The organism is Paenochrobactrum pullorum (genome assembly GCF_041929845.1).
GTDB classification, from domain to species: Bacteria; Pseudomonadota; Alphaproteobacteria; order Rhizobiales; family Rhizobiaceae; genus Paenochrobactrum; species Paenochrobactrum pullorum.
Map to the genome: position 1 here is coordinate 110652 of NZ_JBHEEH010000006.1, position 24299 is coordinate 134950.

Sequence of the window (24299 nt, forward strand, 5' to 3'; positions counted from 1 at the left end):
TCAAAACGACCATTTTCTCCCAAGAAATAACCTATTTGAGTCGGCGGTTTATAATTTGTGAAAAAATTTCTTATCTGCAACGGAACCAACATCAAATTCGTTCGTTCTTACCACACAGCATTAGAAAAACTTTGAAGTTTAATGCGGTGCGTAAATTATGGTTTTAAGGAGTTAGACATGGCATCATCAACGGATAAAACCGCAGCAGAACTACGCGATGCACTGGAAGCGCAAGTTGCAGAAATGCGCAAAGAAATCGCTGCTTTGAGTAAATCCCTGTCGAAGAAAGGCTCAAGTCTTGCCAGCACTGCTGAAGACACAGCATCAGAGTTCTATGATGTTGTGCGTGAGCGTGGCGCACAGGCAGCCGATAAAGTGTCTGAGCAAGCTCGTATCGTAAAAGAAACCGCGCGGGAAAATCCGATTGCAACGCTCGCCGTTGTTGCTGGTATCAGTCTGCTTGTTGGCCTCATCGCCCGCAAATAGAGATGTAGCATTGTTCTTTTAGGCAACATTGAGAGCCATCTATTGCCAAAAACAGCCGATGAACATTTGCCATGACTTAAATGTTCATCGGTCAAAAGCGAGGGTGAGCCTCTTCCCCCCCCCTCTAGAGAGCTCACCCTCCTTTTTATTTTGTATTTGCTCAATTTTATCTCACATATCATGGCTTGGGTATTTAGCCGGCCCTTACAATTTCGGCAAATTGAAAATCGCTTTTGCTTGATTGGCTCGTTATCTCGGGAGTAATATATGAACCGCAATACGCTTTACTTGCTACTTGGCGCGCTGATCGTCGTGATTATTGGTTTTAGTGTTTATGCATATAAACAAGAAACCAAGCCATCCGGCGTCGAACTCAAAATTAATGAAAATGGTGTTTCGGTCGAGCAAAACTGACCGGTTATGCAATTTAACTGCATATATATTTCTATTGTAGACAATAAAAAACGGGCTTTCGCCCGTTTTTTATATTCCAGCCATGAAACAAGTTTATGCGGGCAGAACTGAGCCCTGCAAAGTCATCAACTGGTGCAAGAATGCTTCCAGCTTGGTACGATGTTCATGATTGTCACTATTTTCTAAAGAGTCACGCGCTTCATCGATACGACGCTGCAAATCGGAACGATCCAATTCGTCAATATGGGTTGCCGATTCTGCCAGGATAGAACAGCCATTTGGCGAAATATCAGCAAAACCACCATAAACAACGTAAGAATCAGTTTTGCCATCTGCAGTTTTAACACTGACGATGCCCGGCATGATTGTTGTCATCAGGGGCGAATGTCCGGCAAGCGCGGTCAAATAGCCTTCGCTGCCCGGAATGACGACTTCCGTTACTTGCGTCGAAAGCAGAAGTCGCTCAGGCGACACCAGTTCGAATTGGAAAGCTACAGACATGGGTTCTCACTCAGATTGCTAAACAGACTGTAAATCCCAGCAGGAGAATACCTGCCGGGACTTCAACTTATTAGGCTGCTTCTGCTGCCATACGCTCTGCTTTTTCGATCGCTTCTTCAATAGAGCCGACCATGTAGAAAGCAGGTTCTGGAAGGTGATCGTAATCACCTGCGCAAAGACCTTTAAAGCCCTTGATGGTGTCAGCCAGATCAACCAGCTTACCTGGAGAACCGGTGAAGATTTCAGCCACGAAGAATGGCTGGCTGAGGAAGCGTTCGATCTTACGAGCGCGCGCAACGGTCAGCTTATCGTCTTCTGACAATTCATCCATACCAAGAATGGCGATGATGTCCTGAAGTGACTTATAGCGCTGCAGGATGGACTGTACCTGACGGGCAACATCATAATGCTCTTCACCAACAATCATTGGGTCAAGCATACGCGATGTTGAGTCAAGCGGGTCAACAGCCGGATAAATACCCTTTTCAGCGATCGAACGGTTAAGAACGGTCGTCGCATCCAAGTGCGCAAAGGATGTCGCAGGCGCAGGGTCGGTCAAGTCATCCGCAGGAACGTAAATTGCCTGAACAGATGTAATCGAGCCCTTTGTTGTTGTCGTAATACGTTCCTGCATCTGACCCATGTCAGTTGCAAGTGTTGGCTGATAACCAACAGCAGAAGGAATACGACCCAACAGCGCCGACACTTCGGAACCAGCCTGTGTGAAGCGGAAGATGTTGTCCACGAAGAACAGAACGTCCTGACCTTCATCACGGAAGTTTTCCGCAATTGTCAAACCGGAGAGAGCAACACGTGCACGGGCACCCGGTGGTTCGTTCATTTGACCGTAAACGAGTGCAGCTTTAGAACCTTCACCCCCGCCAAGTTTATTAACCCCGGATTCGATCATTTCGTGGTAAAGGTCGTTACCTTCACGGGTACGCTCACCAACACCTGCGAATACAGAGTAACCGCCGTGCGCTTTCGCCACGTTATTGATCAGTTCCATGATGAGAACGGTTTTACCAACGCCCGCACCGCCGAAGAGGCCGATCTTACCGCCCTTGGCATATGGGGCCAACAGGTCAACAACCTTAATACCGGTGACGAGAATCTCAGATTCTGTCGACTGTTCGATATAAGCAGGTGCTTCCTGGTGAATTGCACGACGTGCAGCAGTCTTGATCGGACCAGCTTCGTCCACAGGCTCACCGATCACATTCATGATACGGCCGAGTGTTTCTTCACCAACTGGAACCATGATAGGTGCGCCAGTATCGGTTACTTCCTGTCCACGCACGAGACCTTCGGTCGAGTCCATAGCAATGGTACGAACAGTATTTTCACCCAAGTGCTGTGCAACTTCAAGCACAAGACGGGCACCGAGATTGTCTGTTTCCAGCGCGTTGAGGATCAGCGGCAGCTGACCATCTTCAAACTGAACGTCAACAACCGCACCAATCACCTGCTTGATACGTCCGACAGCACCTTTAGCCGCTGCTTTCGTTGCGGTAGACTTGGCAGAAGCCTTAGCCGGAGCCTTGGCCGCCTTATCTTCCGGCGCCGCCTTTGCTGCGGCGGTAGTTTTCGGGGTCGCTGCTTTAGCCATCGATCCTTACCTTCCGATTAGAGCGCTTCCGCGCCCGAAATGATTTCGATCAGTTCCTTAGTGATCTGGGCCTGACGCTGACGGTTATATGTGATCGACAATTTGTTGATCATATCACCGGCATTACGCGTCGCGTTATCCATTGCACTCATCTTCGCGCCCATTTCGCCCGCCACATTTTCCAGCAATGCACGGAAAATCTGGACCGAAATATTACGCGGGATCAGCGTGCTGAGGATAGCCGCAGGATCAGGTTCATATTCATAGATCGCGCCATCGGAACCGGCTGCTTCGCTGCTCTGCGGCGCGGAGGCCGGAATGAGTTGCAATGCAGTTGGCACCTGAGAGATGACCGACTTGAATTCAGAATAGAACAGTGTGCAAACGTCAAATGCACCTTCTTCAAACAGCTTGATGACCTTGTGGCCAATCTCATCCGCATGGATGAATGCAAGCTGTTTGACTTCGCGCAGATTGACATGGTCAAGGATAAGATCAGCAAATTCACGACGCAGAATATCCGCGCCTTTTTTACCGACTGTCAAAATCTTGACCGTTTTGCCCTGGCTAAGGAGCTTTCTTGCATGATCACGCGCAAGACGCGCAATCTGTGAGTTAAAGCCACCGCAAAGGCCTCGTTCTGCCGTAGCGACGACGAGCAAATGCACGTCGTCCTTTCCGGTACCGGTCATCAGCTGCGGAGCATCATCACCGCTTACATTGGCTGCGATGTTTGCCAGAACGGCACTCATACGCTGCGAGTAAGGGCGGGCTGCTTCCGCTGCTTCTTGGGCACGGCGCAGTTTAGCCGCAGCGACCATTTGCATCGCTTTGGTAATTTTCTGCGTCGCCTTGACCGAGGCGATACGGTTTCTCAGATCCTTTAGTGAAGGCATCCGTTCATCCCGTCACAAAGTTCAGGCAAAGGACTTGGCGTAAGCGTCAACCGCTGCCTTGAGCCTTGCCTTGATGTCATCGGTAAGAGCTTTCTCATCACGGATCGCTTCAAGCACATCTTTGTGCTCGGTGCGCAGTGAGGACAGAAGACCCTGTTCGAATTTGCCAACCTGATTAACAGCGATTGCATCGAGATAACCGTTAACACCGGCATAAATCACTGCAACTTGTTCTTCTGTTTTCAGCGGCGAGAACTGCGGCTGCTTCAGAAGTTCGGTCAGGCGTGCACCACGGTTCAGAAGACGCTGTGTTGCAGCATCAAGATCGGAACCGAACTGGGCGAATGCTGCCATTTCACGATACTGGGCAAGCTCACCTTTAATGGAACCGGCAACCTGCTTCATCGCTTTGATCTGAGCCGCAGAACCAACACGGGAAACGGAGAGACCAACGTTAACAGCAGGACGAATCCCCTGATAGAACAGATCGGTTTCCAAGAAAATCTGACCGTCAGTAATCGAAATCACGTTGGTCGGAATAAATGCAGAAACGTCATTACCCTGCGTTTCAATAATTGGCAGAGCAGTCAAGGAACCGCCACCGAGTTCGTCATTGAGCTTTGCAGCACGTTCGAGCAAACGGGAGTGAAGGTAGAAAACGTCACCTGGATATGCTTCACGGCCCGGAGGACGACGCAGCAACAAGGACATCTGACGATAAGCAACAGCCTGCTTGGACAGATCGTCATAACCGATCAGTGCGTGCATGCCATTATCACGGAAATATTCACCGATCGCGCAACCTGCAAATGGTGCAAGGAACTGCATCGGAGCAGCATCAGAAGCCGTTGCAGCGATCACAACTGAATATTCCAGTGCGCCACGCTCTTCGAGAACTTTAACAAACTGCGCAACAGTTGAACGCTTCTGGCCAACAGCTACATAAATGCAGAACAGTTTATCTTTTTCCGGACCATTATCATGGATCGCCTTCTGGTTGAGAAAGCTGTCGAGAATGATCGCGGTTTTACCTGTCTGACGGTCACCAATGACCAGCTCGCGCTGACCACGACCAACAGGGATCAAAGCGTCAATGGCTTTCAAACCGGTTGACATTGGCTCATGCACCGATTTGCGCGGGATGATGCCGGGAGCTTTAACGTCTACACGACGGCGCTCGGTCGCAACAATCGGACCTTTACCATCAATTGGGTTACCAAGAGCGTCAACAACACGACCAAGAAGACCCGGACCAACCGGTACGTCAACGATCGCGCCCGTACGCTTAACAGTATCGCCTTCCTTGATGTCACGGTCGGAGCCGAAGATAACAACACCGACATTGTCGCTTTCAAGGTTGAGCGCCATGCCGCGAATGCCACCAGGGAATTCGACCATTTCACCGGCCTGAACATTGTCCAGACCGTAGACGCGTGCAATACCGTCACCGACGGACAGAACTTGACCGACTTCGGAGACCTCAGCCTCCTTGCCAAAGTTCTTGATTTGCTCTTTCAGGATTGCGGAAATTTCCGCGGCGCGGATGTCCATCAGCCGACCTCTTTCAGTGCAAGCTTGAGAGAAGAAAGTTTAGTGCGAAGAGAAGTGTCAATCTGGCGCGAACCCATCTTGACGATAAGCCCGCCGAGGATCGACGGATCGACAGTGACATTGATTGCCACGTCCTTGCCGGCAACACTCTTCAGCGTTGCCTTCAATTCATTTTTCTGTGCGGTGGTCAGCTCGTAAGCAGACACAACATCAGCAGAAACTTCACCGCGATGCTCGGCAGCAATATTGCGGAATGCTGCAATAATGCCCGGCATCACGAATAAACGACGGTTACGTGCCACAACACGCAACAAATTTCCGACCAGCCCCTTGATGCCTGCCTTATCGGCGACATTGGAAATAGCGCGCAGCTGATCTTCAGAGGTAAATACCGGACTGTTAATCAAACGGCGCAGATCTTCACTTCCTTCCAGAAGTGCTTCAAAGCGACCAAGATCTTTTTCCACAGCGGCAACGGAATTGGTGTCGAGTGCCAAATCGAATAACGATCCTGCATAACGCTGAGCGACACCTGAAATGAGCGAAGACGTTTCTGTCACGAAATACCAGCTCTCTACGTTGCAATCATAATTTCGGCTTTTTGTTTTGCCAAATTACGATCTGATTGAATGTTTCCGGAGAAACCCTTGACTACATAAGTAGCCGCACTGAATTTTGAATGCCGTCTAGCATAGACCAGCGGGACTCGCAACACGCGAATCCCCCACTTTTATATAACCTTGGCAGCAATTTTGGTATATTTTGCAGCGCATATGGCTCAAACACCCATTATTGCACCAAACCGAAGGCAAAAAGCAGCGGTCCGGCAGCCAAGAAAAACTCAAGAATCGCAAAACTCCAATTATAGATTGAACCGGTTTTATCCGACATAATTGAAATAAAACGACCGAACAATGTAAAGCCCCAAGCAGCGCCGATTACAAGCCATAAAAACGGCTGTGCAAAGATTAAACATCCAAGCCCAAGCCCCAAATAAAACCCGGCCATCGTCGACCGGATCGTTGCCAATCCTTCTTTACGGCCACCCGCCAAATCCAGACGCAGCAATTTCAGCGTGAATGCAGGTGCAAAAAACATCACCAGCCCGAATAATGAGGTTATGACGGCACTTAGCCATGCCAGCCATTCCCCGTTACTTGACGGCAGATAGAATTCCATTTTGATATCCCTGTGCGACTTTTCTCAATAAGCATAAAGTAGCATCAAAAAGATGCTAAAAGTTTGCCCGATAGTTTACAAAAAACTCTGCGGGTCAATATCCACCTGCACCCGTAAATTTCCTTTAATCTTTGGCGCTCTTTCCAGCAATACCCTCATAAATGCCTGAATGTCTGCGCGTTTGCTGCCGTGAATCAACAAACGATAACGATAACGCCCGCGTACAAAGGCTAAGGGCGCTTCTGCCGGCCCCATCACGGACAATTCAGAAGATGGCGGTGCCGCACGCCTTAAAGCGCGCGCGTGATTCTCTGCCTCAACGCGGTTTTCACCCGATACAATCAATGCAGCCAGACGGCCGAATGGCGGCAAGCCATTGCGCTCGCGCTCATCAATCTCGCGCTCGTAAAAAGCTTGCGTATCACCGCTGATGATCGCTTGCATCACGGGGTGTTCCGGCTGATAAGTCTGTAAAAGTCCTAGGCTTTTCTTGCCCGTTCGCCCCGCACGTCCCGTCACCTGATTGAGCAATTGGAAGGTGCGCTCAGCCGCACGCGGATCGCCATTGGCAAGCCCCAAATCCGCATCCACTACGCCCACAAGCGTCATATTGGGGAAGTTATGACCTTTAGCCACCAATTGTGTACCGATAACAATATCGGCCTCACCTTTGGAAATCGCTTCCAGCTCCAAACGCAAACGTTTCACGCCACCTGCCATATCAGACGAAAGCACTATGATTCGCGCCTTCGGAAACAGCGCCTCCGCCTCTTCGGCAATACGTTCCACACCAGGGCCACAGGCAACCAGATGATCAAGCGTGCCGCATTCAGGGCAAGCTTCCGGCACTGGTTCATGATAGCCGCATTGGTGGCACATCAATTGACCGCGGAAGCGATGCTCGACCAGCCAGCTCGAGCAGCTCGGACATTGAAAGCGGTGACCGCAGACGCGACATAATGTCAGAGGCGCATAACCACGACGATTGAGGAAAAGCAGCGCCTGTTCGCCGCGCTCGATGGTTTTACCCATCACTTCGGTCAAAGCAGGCGACAAAAAGCGTCCCGGTGGCGGCGGTGAGCGCCGCATATCGATGGTTTTGAGTGTCGGCAGAGCCGCATCGGCATAGCGGCTATAGAGTTTGATTCGGGCGTAACGCCCCTGATCGGCGTTAACCTGACTTTCAATCGACGGCGTCGCAGAAGCCAGCACCACCGGAAAGCCGCCAATATGCCCGCGCACCACAGCCATATCGCGCGCATTATAGAAAACACGATCTTCTTGTTTGTAAGCCGGATCATGTTCTTCATCGACAACGATAAGGCCTAAATCCTGAAACGGCAAAAACAACGCAGAACGCGCACCAGCGACAATCTTCACCGTGCCTTCCGCCACTTGGCGCCAAACACGTTCACGACTGCGTGGTGCAAGGTCTGAGTGCCACTCGGCAGGCTTTGAGCCGAATCGGTCATGGAAGCGATCCAAGAACTGCTGTGTCAGCGCAATTTCCGGCAACAGGATCAGCACTTGACGTCCCTGCTCCAGCGCACGCGCCACCGCTTCAAAGTAAACTTCCGTTTTACCCGAACCCGTCACACCATCAATGAGCGACACCGAAAAGCGCTTGGCGTCCACCGCTTCCACCAAGCGGTCGGCCGCATCGCGTTGATCTTCGGAGAGCGATGCGCGGGCAAAATTAGTATCGGGTGGCGCAACAACCGGAGGAGATGGAATAAAGACATCCTCAAACAGCCCTTGTGCCTTCAAGCCGTCAATCACCGTTGCGGAAACACCGGCCACATGCGCAAGGCCGGTCCGTGTCCATGCCAAGCCATTGCTGGCATGTTCCAATACCCTTGAGCGTGCCGAGGTCAAACGCTCCGGTTCACCGCCAATATATCGTAAACCTGCAATCGGTGGCTCCGGATCAAAAGCTGTCGGCACCCGCAAAATCATCCGCGCTACCATTCCCGGTGGGGACAGCGTATAATCGGCTGCCCATAGCATGAATTTGATGATGTCGGGATGAATGAGCGGGCAATCAAAAACTTCCGATATGCTTTTCAGTTTTTTCGGATCAACTTTGTCCACCTCACCGTCAACGACAATGCCCGGCACCAATCTTGGCCCCAGCGGCACGCGCACGACAGAGCCCGGCTGCACCGACATTCCATCGGGAACCAAATAAGAATAAGGCCGTTCAGACGGCAAAGGCACCAATACAGGCACAATGCGTTGAGAAAAAAACGAATCTTGCATCATGAGCGTGACCTTGGCGCGGCTTTGCGTTAAAGAAAAGCCACCTTTGCGCAATATGCTTATAAAAGCACCCATCCGGATGAAGGAAACCCGTTATGAAATTCTTCGTAGATACCGCAGACGTCAATGATATCCGTGAACTGAATGATTTAGGTCTGGTGGACGGTGTTACAACCAACCCGTCGCTGATTCTTAAATCAGGCCGCGATATTCTTGAAGTCACCAAAGAAATTTGCAGCATTGTTGATGGTCCGGTTTCCGCTGAAGTTGCAGCAACCGACTATGCAACCATCATGAAAGAAGCGGCTGTTATTGCCAAGATCGCAGACAATATCTGCATCAAACTGCCGCTTACCCTTGATGGTTTGAAAGCTTGTAAGGCGCTGACATCTGATGGTCACCAGACCAACGTCACCCTTTGCTTCTCCGCCAATCAGGCGCTTCTGGCTGCAAAAGCCGGTGCAACTTATGTTTCTCCGTTCATCGGCCGTATTGATGATATCGGCCTCAACGGCATGGAACTGATTGCTGAAATCCGTTCGATCTTCGACAATTATGATTTCAAAACCCAGATTTTGGCGGCATCTGTTCGCACCGTAAACCACGTTAAAGAAGCAGCTCTCATCGGCGCTGACGTCGTCACTGCACCACCGGCAACCCTGAAAGCACTGGTCAAGCATCCGCTGACCGACAAAGGCTTGGAAGCATTCCTGGCTGACTGGGCAAAAACCGGCCAATCGATTGCGTAAGCCAATTGCTTAAGTCGATTGCTTAACTTCTAAGCGATGAAAATAAAAAAACCGGCGCAGGCAAACTGTGCCGGTATTTTTATAGGTTACGCAACGCGGTCGATGAAAGCCTGGAACGGGGCCCGTGTAAAAACACCCATGCGGGTGCCGGACGTTTGGCAAGGCTTGCTGCGTCGCGCTCATTCAACCGGTAAGGCGCATAAGTTTGTGCCATCCGGGATGTCAGCGGTGTGAGGCTGGCATTGGGGCGATCAATCACGGCAATCGGAAATTGGTCAGCAATCTGGCGCCAGCGATCCCAGCGGTGAAACTGCGCCAGATTATCTGCCCCCATGATCCAGACAAAGTTCACATCCGGATTGGCCGCTTTAATGATGGCCAAAGTGTCGGCGGTGAAGCGCACTTTATATGCAGCTTCCAATGCAGTGATTTTAATGCGCGGATCACGCGCCAATTGGCGGCTGGCATTCAATCGATCTTTTAACGGTACCAAATCACGCGCATCTTTAAGCGGGCTGCCGGGTGTCACCATCCACCAGAGCTGGTCGAGTTTCAAGCGGCGCAGTGCCGTTTCCGCCACTAGTAAATGTCCGGCATGGGGCGGATTGAACGAGCCGCCGAATAATCCCACGCTCATACCCTTTTCCACATGCGGCATGCGCAAGTCACACATGCTCACATCAGGATAAAGCTCTTTCAGCGTGGAAAAACGGGAGACGCTCACCATCAGGAACTTAGCCCTTAAGCCCGCGTCTGACCGGTGCCGTGGACGCGATATTTAAACGAGGTGAGCTGCTCGACACCAACCGGCCCGCGCGCATGCATCTTGCCGGTGGCGATGCCGATTTCGCCGCCCATGCCGAACTCACCGCCATCGGCAAATTGTGTCGAGGCATTATGCACAAGAATGGCCGAATCAATTTCATTGAAGAAACGCTCAACCGCTTGCTCGTCCTGAGCAATAATCGCTTCAGTATGATGGGAGGAATATTGCCCGATATGACGGATGGCATCGCCCACACCATCAACGAGTTTAACTGAAAGGATCGCATCCAGATATTCAGTTGACCAATCGGCGTCATTTGCAGATTTGGCACTTGCAAAACGGGCGACCACATCGGCATCACCGCGAATTTCACAACCCTTGGCGCTCAAGGCTTCCAAGATCGGCACCAGATGGGTATCTGCCACTTTACGATCTACCAGCAGCGTTTCAGCTGCACCACAAATACCAGTGCGGCGCATTTTGGCGTTCACCACGACATTGACCGCCATATCAAGCTCGGCAGACGCATCAATATAGACATGGCAGATGCCTTCAAGATGCGCAAAAACCGGCACGCGCGCTTCATTTTGCACGCGCTCGACCAAGCTTTTACCACCACGCGGCACGATCACATCAATATTGCCGTTCAAGCCTTTCAGCATTTCGCCAACGGCCGCACGATCTGTGGTCGGCACAATTTGAATGGCATCTCCCGGCAAACCGGCGCTTTCCAAGCCGCTCACAAGGGCTGCATGAATACCGCGCGATGAATGGGCTGAATCCGAACCACCGCGCAACACGACAGCATTACCGGCTTTGAGGCACAAAGCCCCTGCATCGGCGGTGACATTCGGGCGGCTTTCATAAATCACACCGATCACACCAAGCGGTGTGCGTACGCGCTCGATATTCAAACCGTTCGGGCGATCCCAAGCGGCAATCACATCACCGACCGGATCTTTCAAATCAGCGATAGCACGAATGGCATCGGCAATGCCGTTCAAGCGGCCTTCATCAAGTTTCAGACGATCAATAAAAGAAGCGGCAGTACCGGCGCTTTCTGCATTGGCGACATCAATTTTGTTGGCAGCTAAAATATCGGCACTTTGTGCAATGATCGCATCGGCCATGGCCAAAAGAGCTTTGTTTTTCTGCTCTGCCGGAGCGATTGCCAACGGAGCGGCTGCAGCGCGCGCGCGCTTTCCAATCTCTGCCATCACTTGTGCAACTGTCATATCAGCCCCGACTTTATCAAGCATACCCATAGCCCTTTTTTTTGTCTGCCTTTTCTCAACTCAGGCAGATTTGCTCCCACGCATGACCAGATCATTACGATGCACCATCGCTGCACGGCCATCATAGCCCAACAACGCGCTGATCTCATCACTTTTATGCCCTGCCACCAAAAGCGCATCATGCACATCATAGGCAATCAGACCGCGGGCAATTTCAATGCCGCCATCATTCATCACCGCAACCGTATCACCGCGCTGGAACTGACCTTCCACACGGGTGACACCAGCGGGCAACAAGGACTTACCCTTTTTAAGTGCTGTCGCAGCGCCAGCATCCACATAAAGGCGGCCTGCCGGTTCCAGATTGCCGGAAATCCACGTTTTCCAGGCATTGACCGGCTGCAAAGATGGCTTGAACAGGCTTGCACGTTCACCGCGATCAATTGCCGCCAGCGGATTAAGCCGTGCGCCGGAGGTAATAATCATCGCCGTACCGGCAGCATTGGCAATCTTGCCGGCATCGAGCTTCGTCTTCATGCCGCCACGTGATAATTCAGAAGCAGCAGCCCCTGCCATTGCTTCAATTTCAGGTGTAATATTTTCAATGAGCGGCAAAAATTCCGCATTCGGGTCTTTATGGGGAGGCGCCGAATAAAGACCATCAATATCGGAAAGCAGGATCAGAAGATCCGCACCAATCATGGTTGCAACGCGTGCCGCCAAGCGATCATTGTCGCCATAGCGGATTTCACTGGTGGCAACCGTATCATTTTCGTTGATGATCGGAATTGCCTTCAGCTTCAGCAGGGTCTCGATAGTGGCGCGCGCATTCAAATAGCGGCGGCGTTCTTCCGTATCAGAAAGAGTGAGAAGAACCTGACCCGCCTGAATATCATGCGCACCCAGCACATCGGCATAGGCCTTGGCGAGAGCGATCTGACCGGCAGCCGCAGCCGCCTGACTTTCTTCCAGTTTCAGCGCCTTTTTGGGCAGTTTCAAAATGGTGCGCCCCAGTGCAATCGCACCGGAAGAGACCACCAGAACTTCAACCCCTTGGGCAGATAAAGCGGCGATATCCTGCCCCAGACTATCCAGCCAATCCCGCTTCAAACCGGTTGTACGATCAACCAATAAAGCAGAGCCGATTTTTACAACAATCCGCTTATATTGATTGAGAGCCGCCAAACCCTTCTCGCCATTCCCGCCCATGTCAATCTCTTATTTTTTTTGGCTCTTATATGTTTTTTGGTTTTATAGATCGTCGTCTTCGACAGTGCCTTTTTCAGCCTTGCGGCTGGTTTCGACAATGCTGATTAATTGACGCAAGACACCTTCAATACCATCACGGCTGACAGCAGAAATCTGCATCGGCACCTTGCCACACACCTTTTGCAGCTCAGCGGCCTTTTGTTTGCGTGTTTCGGGATCAAGCGTATCGATCTGCGAAAGCGCTACAATTTCCAGCTTCTCATCCAAACCACCGCCATAAGCCTCCAGCTCGTTGCGGATGGTGGTGTAGGCTTTTGCGACATCTTCTTCTTGTGCTGAAACCAGATGCAGCAAAACACGAGTACGCTCAACATGACCTAAAAAGCGATCGCCAAGGCCAATGCCTTCGCTGGCACCTTCAATTAAACCCGGAATATCAGCAATTACAAATTCACGCGCATCTACGCGGGCGACGCCCAAGTTCGGATGCAATGTAGTGAACGGGTAATCAGCAATTTTAGGCTTGGCTGCGGTTACGCTTGCCAAAAATGTCGATTTACCGGCATTTGGCAGACCAACAAGACCGGCATCCGCAATCAGTTTCAAACGCAACCAAATGGTGCGCTCCAAGCCATCCTGACCAGGATTAGCGCGGCGTGGTGCCTGATTGGTCGAGGTTTTGAAATGCAAATTACCAAAACCACCATTACCGCCTTTTGCAAGGCGATAACGCTGACCAATTTCAGTCAGATCGCAAATGAGAGTTTCGTTATCTTCTTCGAAAATCTGGGTGCCGACCGGCACTTTAAGAATGACATCATCACCCTTACCGCCGGTCATGTTACGCCCCATACCATGCATACCGGTTTTAGCGCGGAAATGCTGCATATAACGATAATCGATCAGCGTGTTGAGGCCATCAACGACTTCGGCCCAGACATCACCGCCGCGACCGCCATCACCGCCGTCCGGACCGCCGAATTCCAGAAATTTCTCACGGCGAAAGGATACCGAGCCAGCGCCGCCGCTACCGGAACGAATGTAAATTTTAGCCTGATCAAGAAATTTCATCTGGTATACCTCTTCTGTCGGCTCTGGCAATTACAGCAAAACCGCGTCTGTGCAAATATGCAGCATGCATTCCATGCTGCAAACTGCCATTTAATTGTCTTTTGAGCGCCATTCCGCACTGCTGAAGTCAATAAAAATCAATTCCTGATCCTGAAACTGACCTTCTATGCAAAATGACTTCTTTTCCAGCCCGTATTTTTCAAAGCCCAAATCATAATAAATCCGTCGTGCATAGTCGTTGCTGGCCACCACTTTGGCATCCAGCACCACCACATGCTTTTCAGCATATCGGATGACATGCTCCACCAGCAATCGACCAAGGCCTAAACCACGTGCCTGCGGCATAACATAAACACCCCACAATGTGCCACGGTGCTTTTCCGACCAACGCTCATGCACGAATACACCAGCGGCTCCAAGCAAAGTGTCGCCATCAAAGGCACCAAAAACAGCATTGCCACCTTCATGGCGAATACGATGCGCGAAAACATCGTCACCATAAGTGCTTTCTTGATCAAAACTGGAACCAAAAGTTAAAGCAGAATTTTTCAAAGCATAAAGACGCATCGCCTTATAGGCATGCACATCATTGGGGGTTAAAACACGCACTATGATCCGGTCGCGCCGTGCCTGCAATGCGGCTGCATCTGTTGTTTTCTTATCGTCTGACATGTTTCCGACTGTCCTAATATCAATAAATTTATTAGCTTGGGTGGTGTGAAAGCCAAAGCCGTCACACCACTTAAACTTATCTTTTATGCCTGATGCCGCATCTCGATCCAGCGATCGCGATGCAGGCTGTAACGCTCCACATCAACAGTGCCGCTGTATAAAGAATCGTCGGTGCCATACATCAAAAACGAAAAGCCGGATTTACGGATAACATTGCGTGAACCTTCATTGATGGTACGGCAAGTAATATAAAGCTCGTCAATATTAGTGGCACGAAAAGCCAGATCAATCAGCGCTTGCGCTGCTTCTGTCGCATAACCATGTCCCCAATATGGTTCACCAAGCCAATAGCCGATCTCCAGCCCTTCTCCATGTTTGGAAGGATGGATGCCGCAGCTCCCCATAAATATACCGGTTTCCATTTGGGTAATCGCATAGATACAATTGCCCATTTCGCCAGATCGCACGCGTTTTATAAAGTCTTGCGCCGCCGCCACATCATATGGATGCGGCATACGGGTAAGCATTTCAGCAATACGCGGATTATTGGCGAGATGGGCAATGGCATCCACATCTTCATCATGCGGAGTTCTCAACAGCAGCCGTTCAGTAATCAGCGTCGGACATTCCAGGCCAGGGAAGTCCGTCATTTCATTATCGGCATAATCCAGACATGCAGCAGATAAACATTCTTCTTCTAAAGGGGGTTCAGCGACCATTTTTTCAAGCTCCAAAAACAAAAAAGGGAAGATGGTGTCCCATCTTCCCTTTTCGATCTATTGGCAGCTTGCCTTTACACCGGGTCCGATGGGACGCCGGTGCTTATATTTGAGCGTACCGGCTTACTCAGCAGCTTCCGCAATCGGGTCAACCGATACGAAAACACGACCGTTGGCTTTCGCGCGGAAAGACACGGAACCGTTTACCAGTGCAAAGAGGGTATGATCTTTGCCCATACCGACGTTTACACCTGGGTGCCATTTAGTGCCACGTTGACGTGCAATGATGTTGCCTGGAACAACCTGCTCGCCACCGAATTTTTTCAGGCCAAGGCGTTTGGATTCTGAATCGCGACCGTTACGCGACGAACCGCCAGCTTTTTTGTGTGCCATGGGAGTTCTCCTTTAATCCGTTACTTATTCAGCTGCTTCTGCTTTAGCTGCTGCCTTTTTAGGCGCTGCTTTAGCTTTAGCTGGCTTTGCACCACCGGTGAGGATTTCAGAAATACGAATTGTAGTCTGTTCCTGACGATGACCGCGTGTACGCTTCGAGTTCTGACGACGACGCTTCTTAAACGCAATAACCTTGCGTGCGCGACCCTGTTCAACAACTTCTGCAGTGACAGTTGCACCTTCAACAGTTGGTGCACCAATGGTGGAGCCAACCATCAAGATTTCTGTGAATTCTACTGTGTCACCGGCTTCGCCAGCAACTTTTTCGATCTTGATCAGATCATTGGCAGCAACGCGATACTGCTTACCACCAGTTTTAATGACTGCGAACATTTTTTTGCCTTTCGGTGTTCGGACCAACTCTCATGTGTTTCCACATGGGTTGTCTTTTTGTCAGTCGTGACATTTAAAGATTAATCTGGGTGCGATCAGAATCGTAAAAGCCTGATTTCCCCCAAACAAAACAATAGGCGCAATAGGAGTTGCGCCCAAGTTAGCTGCATATAGGTTGTATTTTGCACGAGAGTCAAGAAAATTCCCGTTTTCAATGCAAAATAGGTCTTGTCTAATGTGTCGTTCCCCGCTATTTAGCGAGCCACACGAAGTTGAAAGCATTCAAGGCTGAACAAACGTGTATTTCAAGCACCAAAGAGGCTTGAATTGCGGAGAGATGGCTGAGTGGTTGAAAGCACCGCACTCGAAATGCGGCATGGGGGCAACTCCATCGGGGGTTCAAATCCCTCTCTCTCCGCCAGTTATATTCCGTATTTTCCAATCTCTATTCTTTTAGAAATTTCAGGTTTGCATTATTTGCCCATCCAAGAGATAGCACCAACACCAGAATAACGATCATATTGAAGAAAAAGCGATCATAAGGCATCGGAAAATAGACAAACTTGCCCAAAATTCCGATCACCATCGCAAAAGCGACACCGTTCAATCGAGGGATAGTTGTTTTAACACCGGCTTTTGCCATTGCAGCCCATGCAACCAGCGACACCAAAAGAATTGACGGCCAACTTTCCAGATAAAGTGCAAGCAAAATACCGCGAATATAGGCCTTGATGAGAAGCACAACGGAAAAATCGGGTTTAAAACCGGTGAGTGATGGTTGAATTTCAATGCAAGTAAAATAGAGATGCGCCCACCAGCCGATATGGCCTGCGGACTTCGAAATATAAAGACCAGCAATCACAGAAACCACAAAGGCAATCAGGAGTGGCAGTTTACGCCAGCCGAATAAAACAGCTGCAATCAGCAGTGCGAAAGTCATTATAATATTATCCGGCCTGATCATAAAGGCCGCTACAAGTAAACTGGCCGCGAGCCAATCCCGCTTACGCAAAAATGCGGCAATCGCCGCAAAGGAAAGTGCTGCCAGAACAATATCGGGAAACACGGCCGCGGTCATCGGCCCATACCCTGCGATCAACAGTGCCGGCGCGATCAACAACCCAGCTTGCAGTGCATTATAATAGGTAAGAAGCGCGATAATAATCACACCCGACAAAAGTGCCGCCGCAAGACTGATCAAATGCCCGCCCTTTACCAAACCGGTATAGGGTTCGATGAACCGCAAAAGTTGTACATAACCGGTTTTGACATGATACATCGGTAATTGTGATGCAAAATTCTCAGGGCTTTCCCACTGCGCACGTCGATAATGATCGCCATATTTAAGCGCATACAGCTCATATTCCGACGTCACATCAATAACCTGACGCCATGTTTCTGTGTGTAATGCAACAGGATCAGAGTACCGATCATTGAGCGCGGCTGCAATATAGGGGATCATATCCCAATTATTATCCGGCTTGGTCAGCGAATAAATCACGGTAGTCGCCATCGCAGCCAAGATTGCCAAGAAACCCGCAATTTTTGATAGCTTATGTATGCGTTCAGCCGACCACACAGCTACCAGCGGTGACAGAATTCTATCAATCGGCCTTTTCTTTATAATCATTAACAGGTAGCCCTAAACTGTTCTTATTTAAGCTTCTCCAACAATTATAGAATTTTTACCAGTAGAATTAAGCCTTAATGAATATCAAATATCCCATCAAGCTCTTATGTCTGATTTTTTTAATCAGTCGCCACAGACAACAGAGCGCTATAAAGCTCACCTTTGGTCTGGATATATCTCCAGGAAGCCTGTAAAGGATTTGACACTTCATGTTGGGGACATTGATGTGTTAGAATGCCAATCTTTGAAAAAAGGCATTCCTTTGGCGGTTGATCTGGATGGCACTTTGATTGCTTCCGATCTTCTCTGGGAAAGTCTGTTTGTACTTTTCGGCAAAAATATACTTTATATTTTTATCGTACCTTTTTGGCTCCTGAAAGGGAAAGCCTACTTAAAAACCGCCATTGCAGCACGTGTCACCATCGACGCAACCCATCTGCCTTATCGTCAGGATTTTTTGAATTTTTTGAAAAATTGTCATGCCGACGGGCAAAAAATTATACTGGCCACGGCTTCGGCACAAAAATTTGCCGATGCTGTTGCTGAACATTTGGGTATTTTTGATAAAGTTTTTGCAACCGATATAAACCGCAACCTGTCTTCACATCGCAAAGCCTCGCTTTTACGCGAACTCTATGGTGACAAAGGCTTTGATTATGCAGGAAATAGCCGTGATGATCTGGCTGTTTTTGCTGTTGCCAATCAAGCAATTATTGTTGCACCAGACAGATCTGCCGCAAAATATCAAAAAAAACATATGACACAACTATTTGCAGCGCCGGCACCGACCCCAATCATTTTCCTGAAAATGATCCGGGTGCATCAATGGCTGAAAAACATTTTGGTTTTTGTCCCTGTCATTCTTGCCCATGAATTTCTCAATGGTGCCATTTTCATGGCAAGCATTGCTGCATTTTTTGCTTATTCCACCGCTGCGTCCGCGATTTATATTGTCAATGATCTGATTGATCTGCCATCAGACCGCCAGCATTTGAAAAAGCGTAACCGCCCTCTGGCAAGCGGCATGGTTTCAATACCTTTCGGCCTGGCAACGTCTGTAAGTCTCCTACTTGTTTCAGCGCTTATCTGTCTGACATTGCCGTTGGAATTTAGTTTAGTTCTCGGCATTTATATTGTAACGACTTTCGCCTATTCCTTATTTATCAAACGTAAAATGCTGGTCGATGTTTTATGCCTCGCCGGACTTTACAGCCTGCGCCTTCTGGGCGGCATGGCCGCAGCCGGAATTGAACAGTCGTTTTGGCTGATGGCTTTTTCCATGTTTTTCTTCCTGTCGCTGGCCTTGGTGAAGCGTTATGTCGAGCTTGCAAATTCAACCTTAATGATCAAAAATAAACTTGCCGGACGTGGCTATTGTCCGGAAGACCGCGATATTGTCGGACAAAGCGGTGTGGCTTCTGCCTTCACTGCCGCCTTGGTGTTAGCACTTTATATCAATAATGATCAGATTTTGACCCGCTATGACTATCCATGGATGTTGTGGCCATTAGGGCCTATCGTGCTTTATCTCAATTTGCGTATTTGGATTTTGGCACATCGCGGAGAGATGGATGAAGATCCGGTTGTCTTTCTGGCAACAGATTGGCGCAGTCAGCTGGTAATATCTATCGGGATGCTCTGCTTCATCATTGCGGGGATACATTGATGCGCCCGACATTGGATAGTTTTGGACGTATTGATCGCAAAAAGCGCGATTCTTTACCCTTTGAGGCATTAAATCTGCCCATTGAAGACAAGCCAAAATTATTGGCATTCGGCAATGGCCGTTCTTATGGCGATAGCTGTCATAATGATGATGGCTTGCTGATTGCCATGTGCAATCATGCCAAGCTTATCAGCTTTGATACCGATAGCGGGGTTTTTGAGGCTGAAAGCGGCATAACGCTGGAAGAGATTATCGCCACTGCAGCGCCCTCCGGTTATTTCTTGGCCGTTACACCAGGAACAAAATTTGTCACCCTCGGTGGTGCCATCGCCAATGATGTACATGGCAAAAATCATCACTTGCGTGGCACATTCGGCTGTCATGTAGAAAGCTTCCGACTGTTGCGCTCCGATGGTCAGACTTATGTTTGTTCTAGCAGTGAAAATGACGCTCTCTTTCGTGCAACCATTGGCGGCATGGGGCTCACTGGTATCATCGTTTCTGCCCGTATCCGGCTGATGAAAATCGGCTCGCTTGATGTTATTGAAAAGATTCAGCCGTTTAAAAATCTGGATCATTATTTTGATATTGCAGAAGCCAATGATGCCGAAAATGAATATGCTGTGGCGTGGCTTGACCAACTGGCAAGCGGCGACAAAGCCGGACGCGGAGTTTTGATAACCGGCAATCATGCTGACAATGGAAACTTCAAAGTAAAGCCGCGCGGATTTTTACCATCCGTGCCATTTGAAATGCCGTTTTCCATGCTCAACCGCTTCAGCCTGAAAGCGTTTAACTATGCTTATTTCAAAGCCAAAAGCAGTAAGACCACCCCGCATCTGACTGATATGGACAGTTTTTTCTATCCGCTCGACGGCGTAAAATACTGGAACCGTCTTTATGGACACGCCGGTTTGTTTCAGCATCAAAGTGTGATCCCGTTTGAAACAGCGCGTTCAGCGATTGCCGCTTTATTGCAAGCTGCCGGTGAAGCAGGTCAGGCGTCCTTTCTGACCGTACTGAAGCGTTTCGGATCTATTGCCTCACCCGGCATTTTATCATTCCCGCGGGCGGGCTTTACATTGACACTGGACTTCCCCAATAAGGGGCTGAAAACACTGCAATTATTGGATCGTCTGGACGCAATCACGATGGATTTCGGCGGTCGTGTTAATCCATATAAAGACCATCACATGAGTGCCGCATGCTTTAAACAAGGCTTTGAGCAATGGCAAACACTGGAAACTTTGCGGGATCCGGCTTTCTGCTCTGATTTTTGGTCCCGTACGGCTTTAGCCGTACAAAGTTAAACAATGGCGGCTTTAGCCGTACAAAGTGAATAAGCACGGCTGGGGCAGAATAAGTAATTCGGGGGTAGCATGAAATATATACCGTTCATTCTTTTTACGGTCATGACCAATGCGGCAGCGCAATTACTGCTCAAATACGGCATGATTTCACTTGGTTCCATCAATTTTTCAGCTGAAACACTCATTCAACGGGTTTTTCAGATCGTCTTTAATCCATGGGTTTTTGCAGGTCTTGTTACCTTTGTCATTTCAATGGCATCGCATCTTTATGTGCTCTCAAAGGTCGATTTATCCTTTGCCTATCCGTTTTTGAGCCTCGCTTATGTCATGGTGGCCTTGCTTGCTTGGTGGCTGTTTAACGAAGAGCTGGGCACACTGAAAATTGCCGGCATTATTTTCATCTGCATCGGCACCATTCTGATTGCACAAAGCGGCAGTGGTAACAGCGCTCACACAGCCGCGACATTGCAAAATTCTAAAAATATGACGAGCGGAGTTTAAAATGAGACATATAATTTTTGGTGGCGACGGCTTCGTCGGACGTTATCTTGCACCGCTTTTACTCGCAGACGGATATGAAGTTATCGTCGCTGATATCGTGAAAAGCGATCTGCCGCATTATAATCAGGCTCAGTTCATTCATACAGATGTGACCGAGCCAGAGGCTATTGCGCGGCTGAATATCCGACCTGACGACATGATTTATAATCTGTCGGCAAAAATGCTCTCGCCCTTGCAGATACGCGCCAAACGTCATGATTTTTTCTTTCCGGTCAATTATTTCGGCACGGAAAATATCATTAAAGCTATGGCCGAAGCGGGTGCTACCCGTCTGGTTCATTTCACCACCGACATGGTCTATGGCCACACCTATTCCTGGCCGCAAACGGAAGAACATCCTGTCGCGCCGCTAGGTGAATATGGTTGGTCAAAACTCAAGACCGAAGAACTGGCGGCCGATTGGCGCACGAAGGGCATGAATATTACGCTTTTCCGCCCACGCCTCATTATCGGACCAGGACGTCTCGGCATTTTGGAAAAACTCTTCAAACTGATTGATTATAATTTACCGGTTCCGATGATTGGTTCGGGTAAGAACCCATATCAATTTATTTCCGTTTTTGATTGCGCCAGTGCGGCATATGCAGCTTACAAAGCGGGCGTTCCCAATGAGGTTTATAATTTGGGCTCGCTTAATCCGCCGCCTGTACGCAAATTGCTGGGCGATCTCGTCAAACATGCGGGCTCAAAATCCATTTTGCTGCCGACACCGGCATGGGCGGTAAAACGCACACTGGATTTCCTCGACTGGCTCAACAAACCACTGATGGATCCGGAGCAATATCTGATTGCAGATGAAATGTGCGTGCTTGATGTTTCTAAAGGTGAGCGTGAGCTTGGCTGGGTGCCGCAATATCGCGATGAAGATATGCTGATCGTAGCCTATAGCGAATACCGCAATAAATTGTCCGGCAAACAGCCCCATGATCATGCACCATTAAAGGCCGCATAAGGATTTTTACCATGACGAATGATATCGCCGGATCGGCCAAACAAAATTATACACCAAAGCCGGATTTACTAAGTGTCGAGCAAGCCAAAGATATGGGCATTGCGCAGATGACAGAACTGTTCACGGCGCATCTCAATCCGGGGCAGCTCCATTTTATGAAGCTTTTGGGCTTCCATAAAATTAAAATCGAACGTGCTGAAGGCATGTATTATTACGATCAAAACGGTCGTAAAATTCTCGACTTTTTCGGCGGTTTCGGGTCTCTCGCTTTTGGTCATAACCACCCGCGCATTTTGCAAGCCCGCCGCCAGTTTCAGGAAGAGCAACGCCATGAAATCGCCATCGCTTTCATGTCGCAATATGCCACCGCTTTAGCCTATGACATTGCCGCTTGTTCGCCGGGCGATCTCGATATGGTTTTCTTAGGCTCTTCCGGTTCGGAAGCCATGGAAGCAGCGATTAAGGTCGCAGAGCGTGCCGCAGGCCCCAACCGGCCTAAAATTGTCTATGCGGAAAACTCATTCCACGGCAAAACCAAAGGTGTTCTTTCCATCACCGATGGTGCGCTTTATCGCGGTGAATTTGAGCTTGTCGACAATACGGTCAAAATTCCTTTCGGCGATATTGAAGCGGTTGAAAACCTCTTTAAATCCGATCCCAAAGTCGGTGTCATTGTTTTGGAAACCGTTCAAGGCGGCGGTGGCATCATTCAGGCTGAGCCTGAATATTGGCAGAAATTGCGTGCACTCTGTGATCAATATGGCGTGATCTGGGTTGCCGATGAAGTGCAGTGCGGTCTGGGACGTACCGGCAAGTTCTATGCGTTTGAACATTATGGTGTGATACCGGATGTAACCGCCTTGGCGAAATCATTGGGCGGCGGAAAAACTGCAATGGCTGCCATGATTGCACGCCGCGATATTTATATGAAAGCTTATGGCACACCAAAAACCGCAATGATCCATGCCATGGCAACATTCGGCGGTATTGGTGAAGCTTGCGTCACTTCCATTGAAGCGCTCAACATTCTCTATGATGAGCATCTGATTGATAATGCGGCGGAAAGCGGTGACTATCTGCTGGAGAAGTTGCAAGAACTGCAACAGCGTTACCCTGCCCTTCTCAAAGATGTGCGCGGCAAAGGCATGATGGTCGGGCTTGAGTTCCATGACTTTTCCCAAACCATGCCGATGGTGTTGCGCCCACTGCTTTCCATGCTGGATGACAAGCTTAAAGGCTCACTGCCGGGCTTTATTGGCGCGCATCTTTTGCGTGATCACGGCGTTCTGGTGGCTTTCACCGAATATAACCGTAATGTCATCCGCTTGGAGCCGCCACTGATCTGCAAGCGCCAGCATGTTGACGAATTTATTGCCGCGCTGGATGAAGTCTTGGGACGTGGCATCGTGAAAATCGTTAAAGATTTCATCACTGCACAGATCAAATAAATAATAACAAAAACATAAAAGCCGGTTTTAGCCGGCTTTTTTTAATCCTGCTGCAAGCAAAATAATGTCAAATATTCTTGCGGGCGAATTGGTCGAATTTTGCCATGAATATCCCCATGAATTTGGCGGTATCCTCTACAAAACCAGTCTTTTCATCCAACAGCTTATCAACCTGCGCCAGATAGGCTTCCGGCTGCTGCAAGGTTGGCATATCCAAGAAAACCAGCGATTGGCGCAGATGATGATTGGCACCAAAACCTGAAATATTACCGGGCGAGCTGCTGACTACGGCCGCAGGCTTGCCACCCCAGACGCTTTTTCCATAAGGACGCGAGCCAACATCCAGCGCATTTTTCAAGGCTGCCGGTACCGAGCGGTTATATTCAGGTGTTACCAAAATAACGGCATCGGCTTTGGCGATTTCAGAACGGAAGCGTGTCCATGTTGCAGGCGGCGTATCTGTCTCCAGATCAGGATTATAAAACGGCAGATCTCCGATTTCCACAATCGTTAAAGCCATATCATCAGGGGCTACAAGTTTAAGTCCGTTGGCAACCCGGCGACTGAAAGATTCTTTTCTCAAGCTTCCAACCAAGACAGCGACATTCAATTTCGACATCAATGCACTCC

General features: G+C 49.4%; 25 protein-coding genes and 1 tRNA gene. 9 read left to right on the forward strand and 17 right to left on the reverse strand.

Annotated elements, in window-relative coordinates:
• The first annotated feature begins 177 nt into the window (after positions 1-177).
• Positions 178-486: a hypothetical protein gene (locus tag JNC77_RS10960; protein ID WP_374832368.1), complete on the forward strand. Its 309-nt coding sequence runs from the start codon at positions 178-180 to the stop codon at positions 484-486.
• Between the two features lie 267 nt (positions 487-753).
• Positions 754-900: a hypothetical protein gene (locus tag JNC77_RS10965; protein WP_374832370.1), complete on the forward strand. Its 147-nt coding sequence runs from the start codon at positions 754-756 to the stop codon at positions 898-900.
• A gap of 93 nt (positions 901-993) precedes the next feature.
• Here the strand turns inward: JNC77_RS10965 and JNC77_RS10970 are convergent, their stop codons facing one another.
• From JNC77_RS10970 to JNC77_RS11000, 7 genes are all read right to left on the reverse strand, one after another.
• Positions 994-1401 (reverse strand): F0F1 ATP synthase subunit epsilon, encoded by a 408-nt coding sequence (locus JNC77_RS10970; protein ID WP_374832372.1) that lies wholly within the window; start codon positions 1399-1401, stop codon positions 994-996.
• Between the two features lie 70 nt (positions 1402-1471).
• Entirely contained in the window at positions 1472-3010 is a 1539-nt protein-coding gene (gene atpD, locus JNC77_RS10975; protein ID WP_374832374.1) for a F0F1 ATP synthase subunit beta, read from the reverse strand.
• Positions 3011-3027: 17 nt separating this feature from the next.
• The gene (locus tag JNC77_RS10980; protein WP_374832376.1) at positions 3028-3906 is read right to left on the reverse strand and encodes a F0F1 ATP synthase subunit gamma; all 879 of its coding nucleotides are present in this window, start codon (positions 3904-3906) and stop codon (positions 3028-3030) included.
• A 21-nt stretch (positions 3907-3927) separates the two neighbouring features.
• On the reverse strand, positions 3928-5457 hold the full coding sequence (gene atpA / locus JNC77_RS10985) for a F0F1 ATP synthase subunit alpha (RefSeq protein WP_374832378.1): 1530 nt from the start codon (positions 5455-5457) through the stop codon (positions 3928-3930).
• A complete protein-coding gene (locus JNC77_RS10990) occupies positions 5457-6017 on the reverse strand; it encodes a F0F1 ATP synthase subunit delta (RefSeq protein ID WP_374832380.1) in 561 nt (186 codons plus the stop codon). The genes atpA and JNC77_RS10990 overlap by 1 nt, the downstream gene beginning before the upstream one ends.
• A 229-nt stretch (positions 6018-6246) precedes the next feature.
• A complete protein-coding gene (locus JNC77_RS10995) occupies positions 6247-6636 on the reverse strand; it encodes an AGROH133_08824 family phage infection protein (protein WP_374832382.1) in 390 nt (129 codons plus the stop codon).
• Positions 6637-6711: 75 nt separating this feature from the next.
• Positions 6712-8895, reverse strand: coding sequence for a primosomal protein N' (locus JNC77_RS11000; RefSeq protein WP_374832478.1), 2184 nt, complete (start codon positions 8893-8895; stop codon positions 6712-6714).
• A 95-nt stretch (positions 8896-8990) separates the two neighbouring features.
• On the opposite strand from JNC77_RS11000, the gene fsa reads away from it, so the two are divergent.
• Positions 8991-9644 (forward strand): fructose-6-phosphate aldolase, encoded by a 654-nt coding sequence (gene fsa, locus JNC77_RS11005; protein ID WP_374832386.1) that lies wholly within the window; start codon positions 8991-8993, stop codon positions 9642-9644.
• A 79-nt stretch (positions 9645-9723) separates the two neighbouring features.
• Here the strand turns inward: fsa and JNC77_RS11010 are convergent, their stop codons facing one another.
• The 8 genes from JNC77_RS11010 to rplU form a co-directional block, all read right to left on the reverse strand.
• Positions 9724-10371, reverse strand: a complete 648-nt coding sequence (locus JNC77_RS11010; RefSeq protein WP_374832388.1) for a nicotinate-nucleotide adenylyltransferase — start codon at positions 10369-10371, stop codon at positions 9724-9726.
• Positions 10372-10385: 14 nt separating this feature from the next.
• Positions 10386-11669 (reverse strand): glutamate-5-semialdehyde dehydrogenase, encoded by a 1284-nt coding sequence (locus tag JNC77_RS11015; protein ID WP_374832390.1) that lies wholly within the window; start codon positions 11667-11669, stop codon positions 10386-10388.
• Positions 11670-11705: 36 nt separating this feature from the next.
• Complete coding sequence (gene proB, locus JNC77_RS11020) at positions 11706-12854, reverse strand: glutamate 5-kinase (protein WP_374832392.1); 1149 nt, start codon at positions 12852-12854, stop codon at positions 11706-11708.
• Between the two features lie 42 nt (positions 12855-12896).
• Positions 12897-13925, reverse strand: coding sequence for a GTPase ObgE (obgE, locus tag JNC77_RS11025; protein WP_374832394.1), 1029 nt, complete (start codon positions 13923-13925; stop codon positions 12897-12899).
• Positions 13926-14015: 90 nt separating this feature from the next.
• Positions 14016-14597 (reverse strand): GNAT family N-acetyltransferase, encoded by a 582-nt coding sequence (locus JNC77_RS11030; protein ID WP_374832396.1) that lies wholly within the window; start codon positions 14595-14597, stop codon positions 14016-14018.
• An 83-nt stretch (positions 14598-14680) separates the two neighbouring features.
• A complete protein-coding gene (locus JNC77_RS11035) occupies positions 14681-15316 on the reverse strand; it encodes a GNAT family N-acetyltransferase (RefSeq protein ID WP_374832398.1) in 636 nt (211 codons plus the stop codon).
• 123 nt (positions 15317-15439) lie between these two features.
• Positions 15440-15709 carry a 50S ribosomal protein L27 gene (gene rpmA, locus JNC77_RS11040; protein WP_374832400.1) on the reverse strand — a complete coding sequence of 90 codons (270 nt, stop codon included), beginning with the start codon at positions 15707-15709 and terminating at the stop codon, positions 15440-15442.
• Between the two features lie 24 nt (positions 15710-15733).
• Positions 15734-16102 (reverse strand): 50S ribosomal protein L21, encoded by a 369-nt coding sequence (gene rplU, locus JNC77_RS11045; protein ID WP_374832402.1) that lies wholly within the window; start codon positions 16100-16102, stop codon positions 15734-15736.
• 331 nt (positions 16103-16433) lie between these two features.
• Here rplU and JNC77_RS11050 point away from each other — a divergent pair.
• Positions 16434-16523: transfer RNA gene (locus JNC77_RS11050), tRNA-Ser, on the forward strand.
• A 24-nt stretch (positions 16524-16547) separates the two neighbouring features.
• Here JNC77_RS11050 and JNC77_RS11055 read toward each other — a convergent pair.
• Positions 16548-17732: a hypothetical protein gene (locus JNC77_RS11055; protein WP_374832404.1), complete on the reverse strand. Its 1185-nt coding sequence runs from the start codon at positions 17730-17732 to the stop codon at positions 16548-16550.
• Between the two features lie 199 nt (positions 17733-17931).
• Here JNC77_RS11055 and JNC77_RS11060 point away from each other — a divergent pair, with 199 nt between their 5' ends.
• From JNC77_RS11060 to JNC77_RS11080, 5 genes are all read left to right on the forward strand, one after another.
• Complete coding sequence (locus tag JNC77_RS11060) at positions 17932-19398, forward strand: UbiA family prenyltransferase (protein WP_374832406.1); 1467 nt, start codon at positions 17932-17934, stop codon at positions 19396-19398.
• Positions 19398-20708 carry an FAD-binding oxidoreductase gene (locus JNC77_RS11065; RefSeq protein ID WP_374832408.1) on the forward strand — a complete coding sequence of 437 codons (1311 nt, stop codon included), beginning with the start codon at positions 19398-19400 and terminating at the stop codon, positions 20706-20708. Before JNC77_RS11060 ends, JNC77_RS11065 begins: the two co-directional genes overlap by 1 nt.
• A gap of 69 nt (positions 20709-20777) precedes the next feature.
• Positions 20778-21209: an EamA family transporter gene (locus tag JNC77_RS11070; RefSeq protein ID WP_374832410.1), complete on the forward strand. Its 432-nt coding sequence runs from the start codon at positions 20778-20780 to the stop codon at positions 21207-21209.
• A gap of 1 nt (position 21210) precedes the next feature.
• On the forward strand, positions 21211-22221 hold the full coding sequence (locus tag JNC77_RS11075) for an NAD-dependent epimerase/dehydratase family protein (protein ID WP_374832412.1): 1011 nt from the start codon (positions 21211-21213) through the stop codon (positions 22219-22221).
• 11 nt (positions 22222-22232) lie between these two features.
• Complete coding sequence (locus tag JNC77_RS11080) at positions 22233-23669, forward strand: aspartate aminotransferase family protein (RefSeq protein WP_374832414.1); 1437 nt, start codon at positions 22233-22235, stop codon at positions 23667-23669.
• Between the two features lie 67 nt (positions 23670-23736).
• Here JNC77_RS11080 and JNC77_RS11085 read toward each other — a convergent pair whose 3' ends face one another.
• Complete coding sequence (locus JNC77_RS11085) at positions 23737-24288, reverse strand: NADPH-dependent FMN reductase (RefSeq protein WP_374832416.1); 552 nt, start codon at positions 24286-24288, stop codon at positions 23737-23739.
• Positions 24289-24299: the final 11 nt, after the last annotated feature.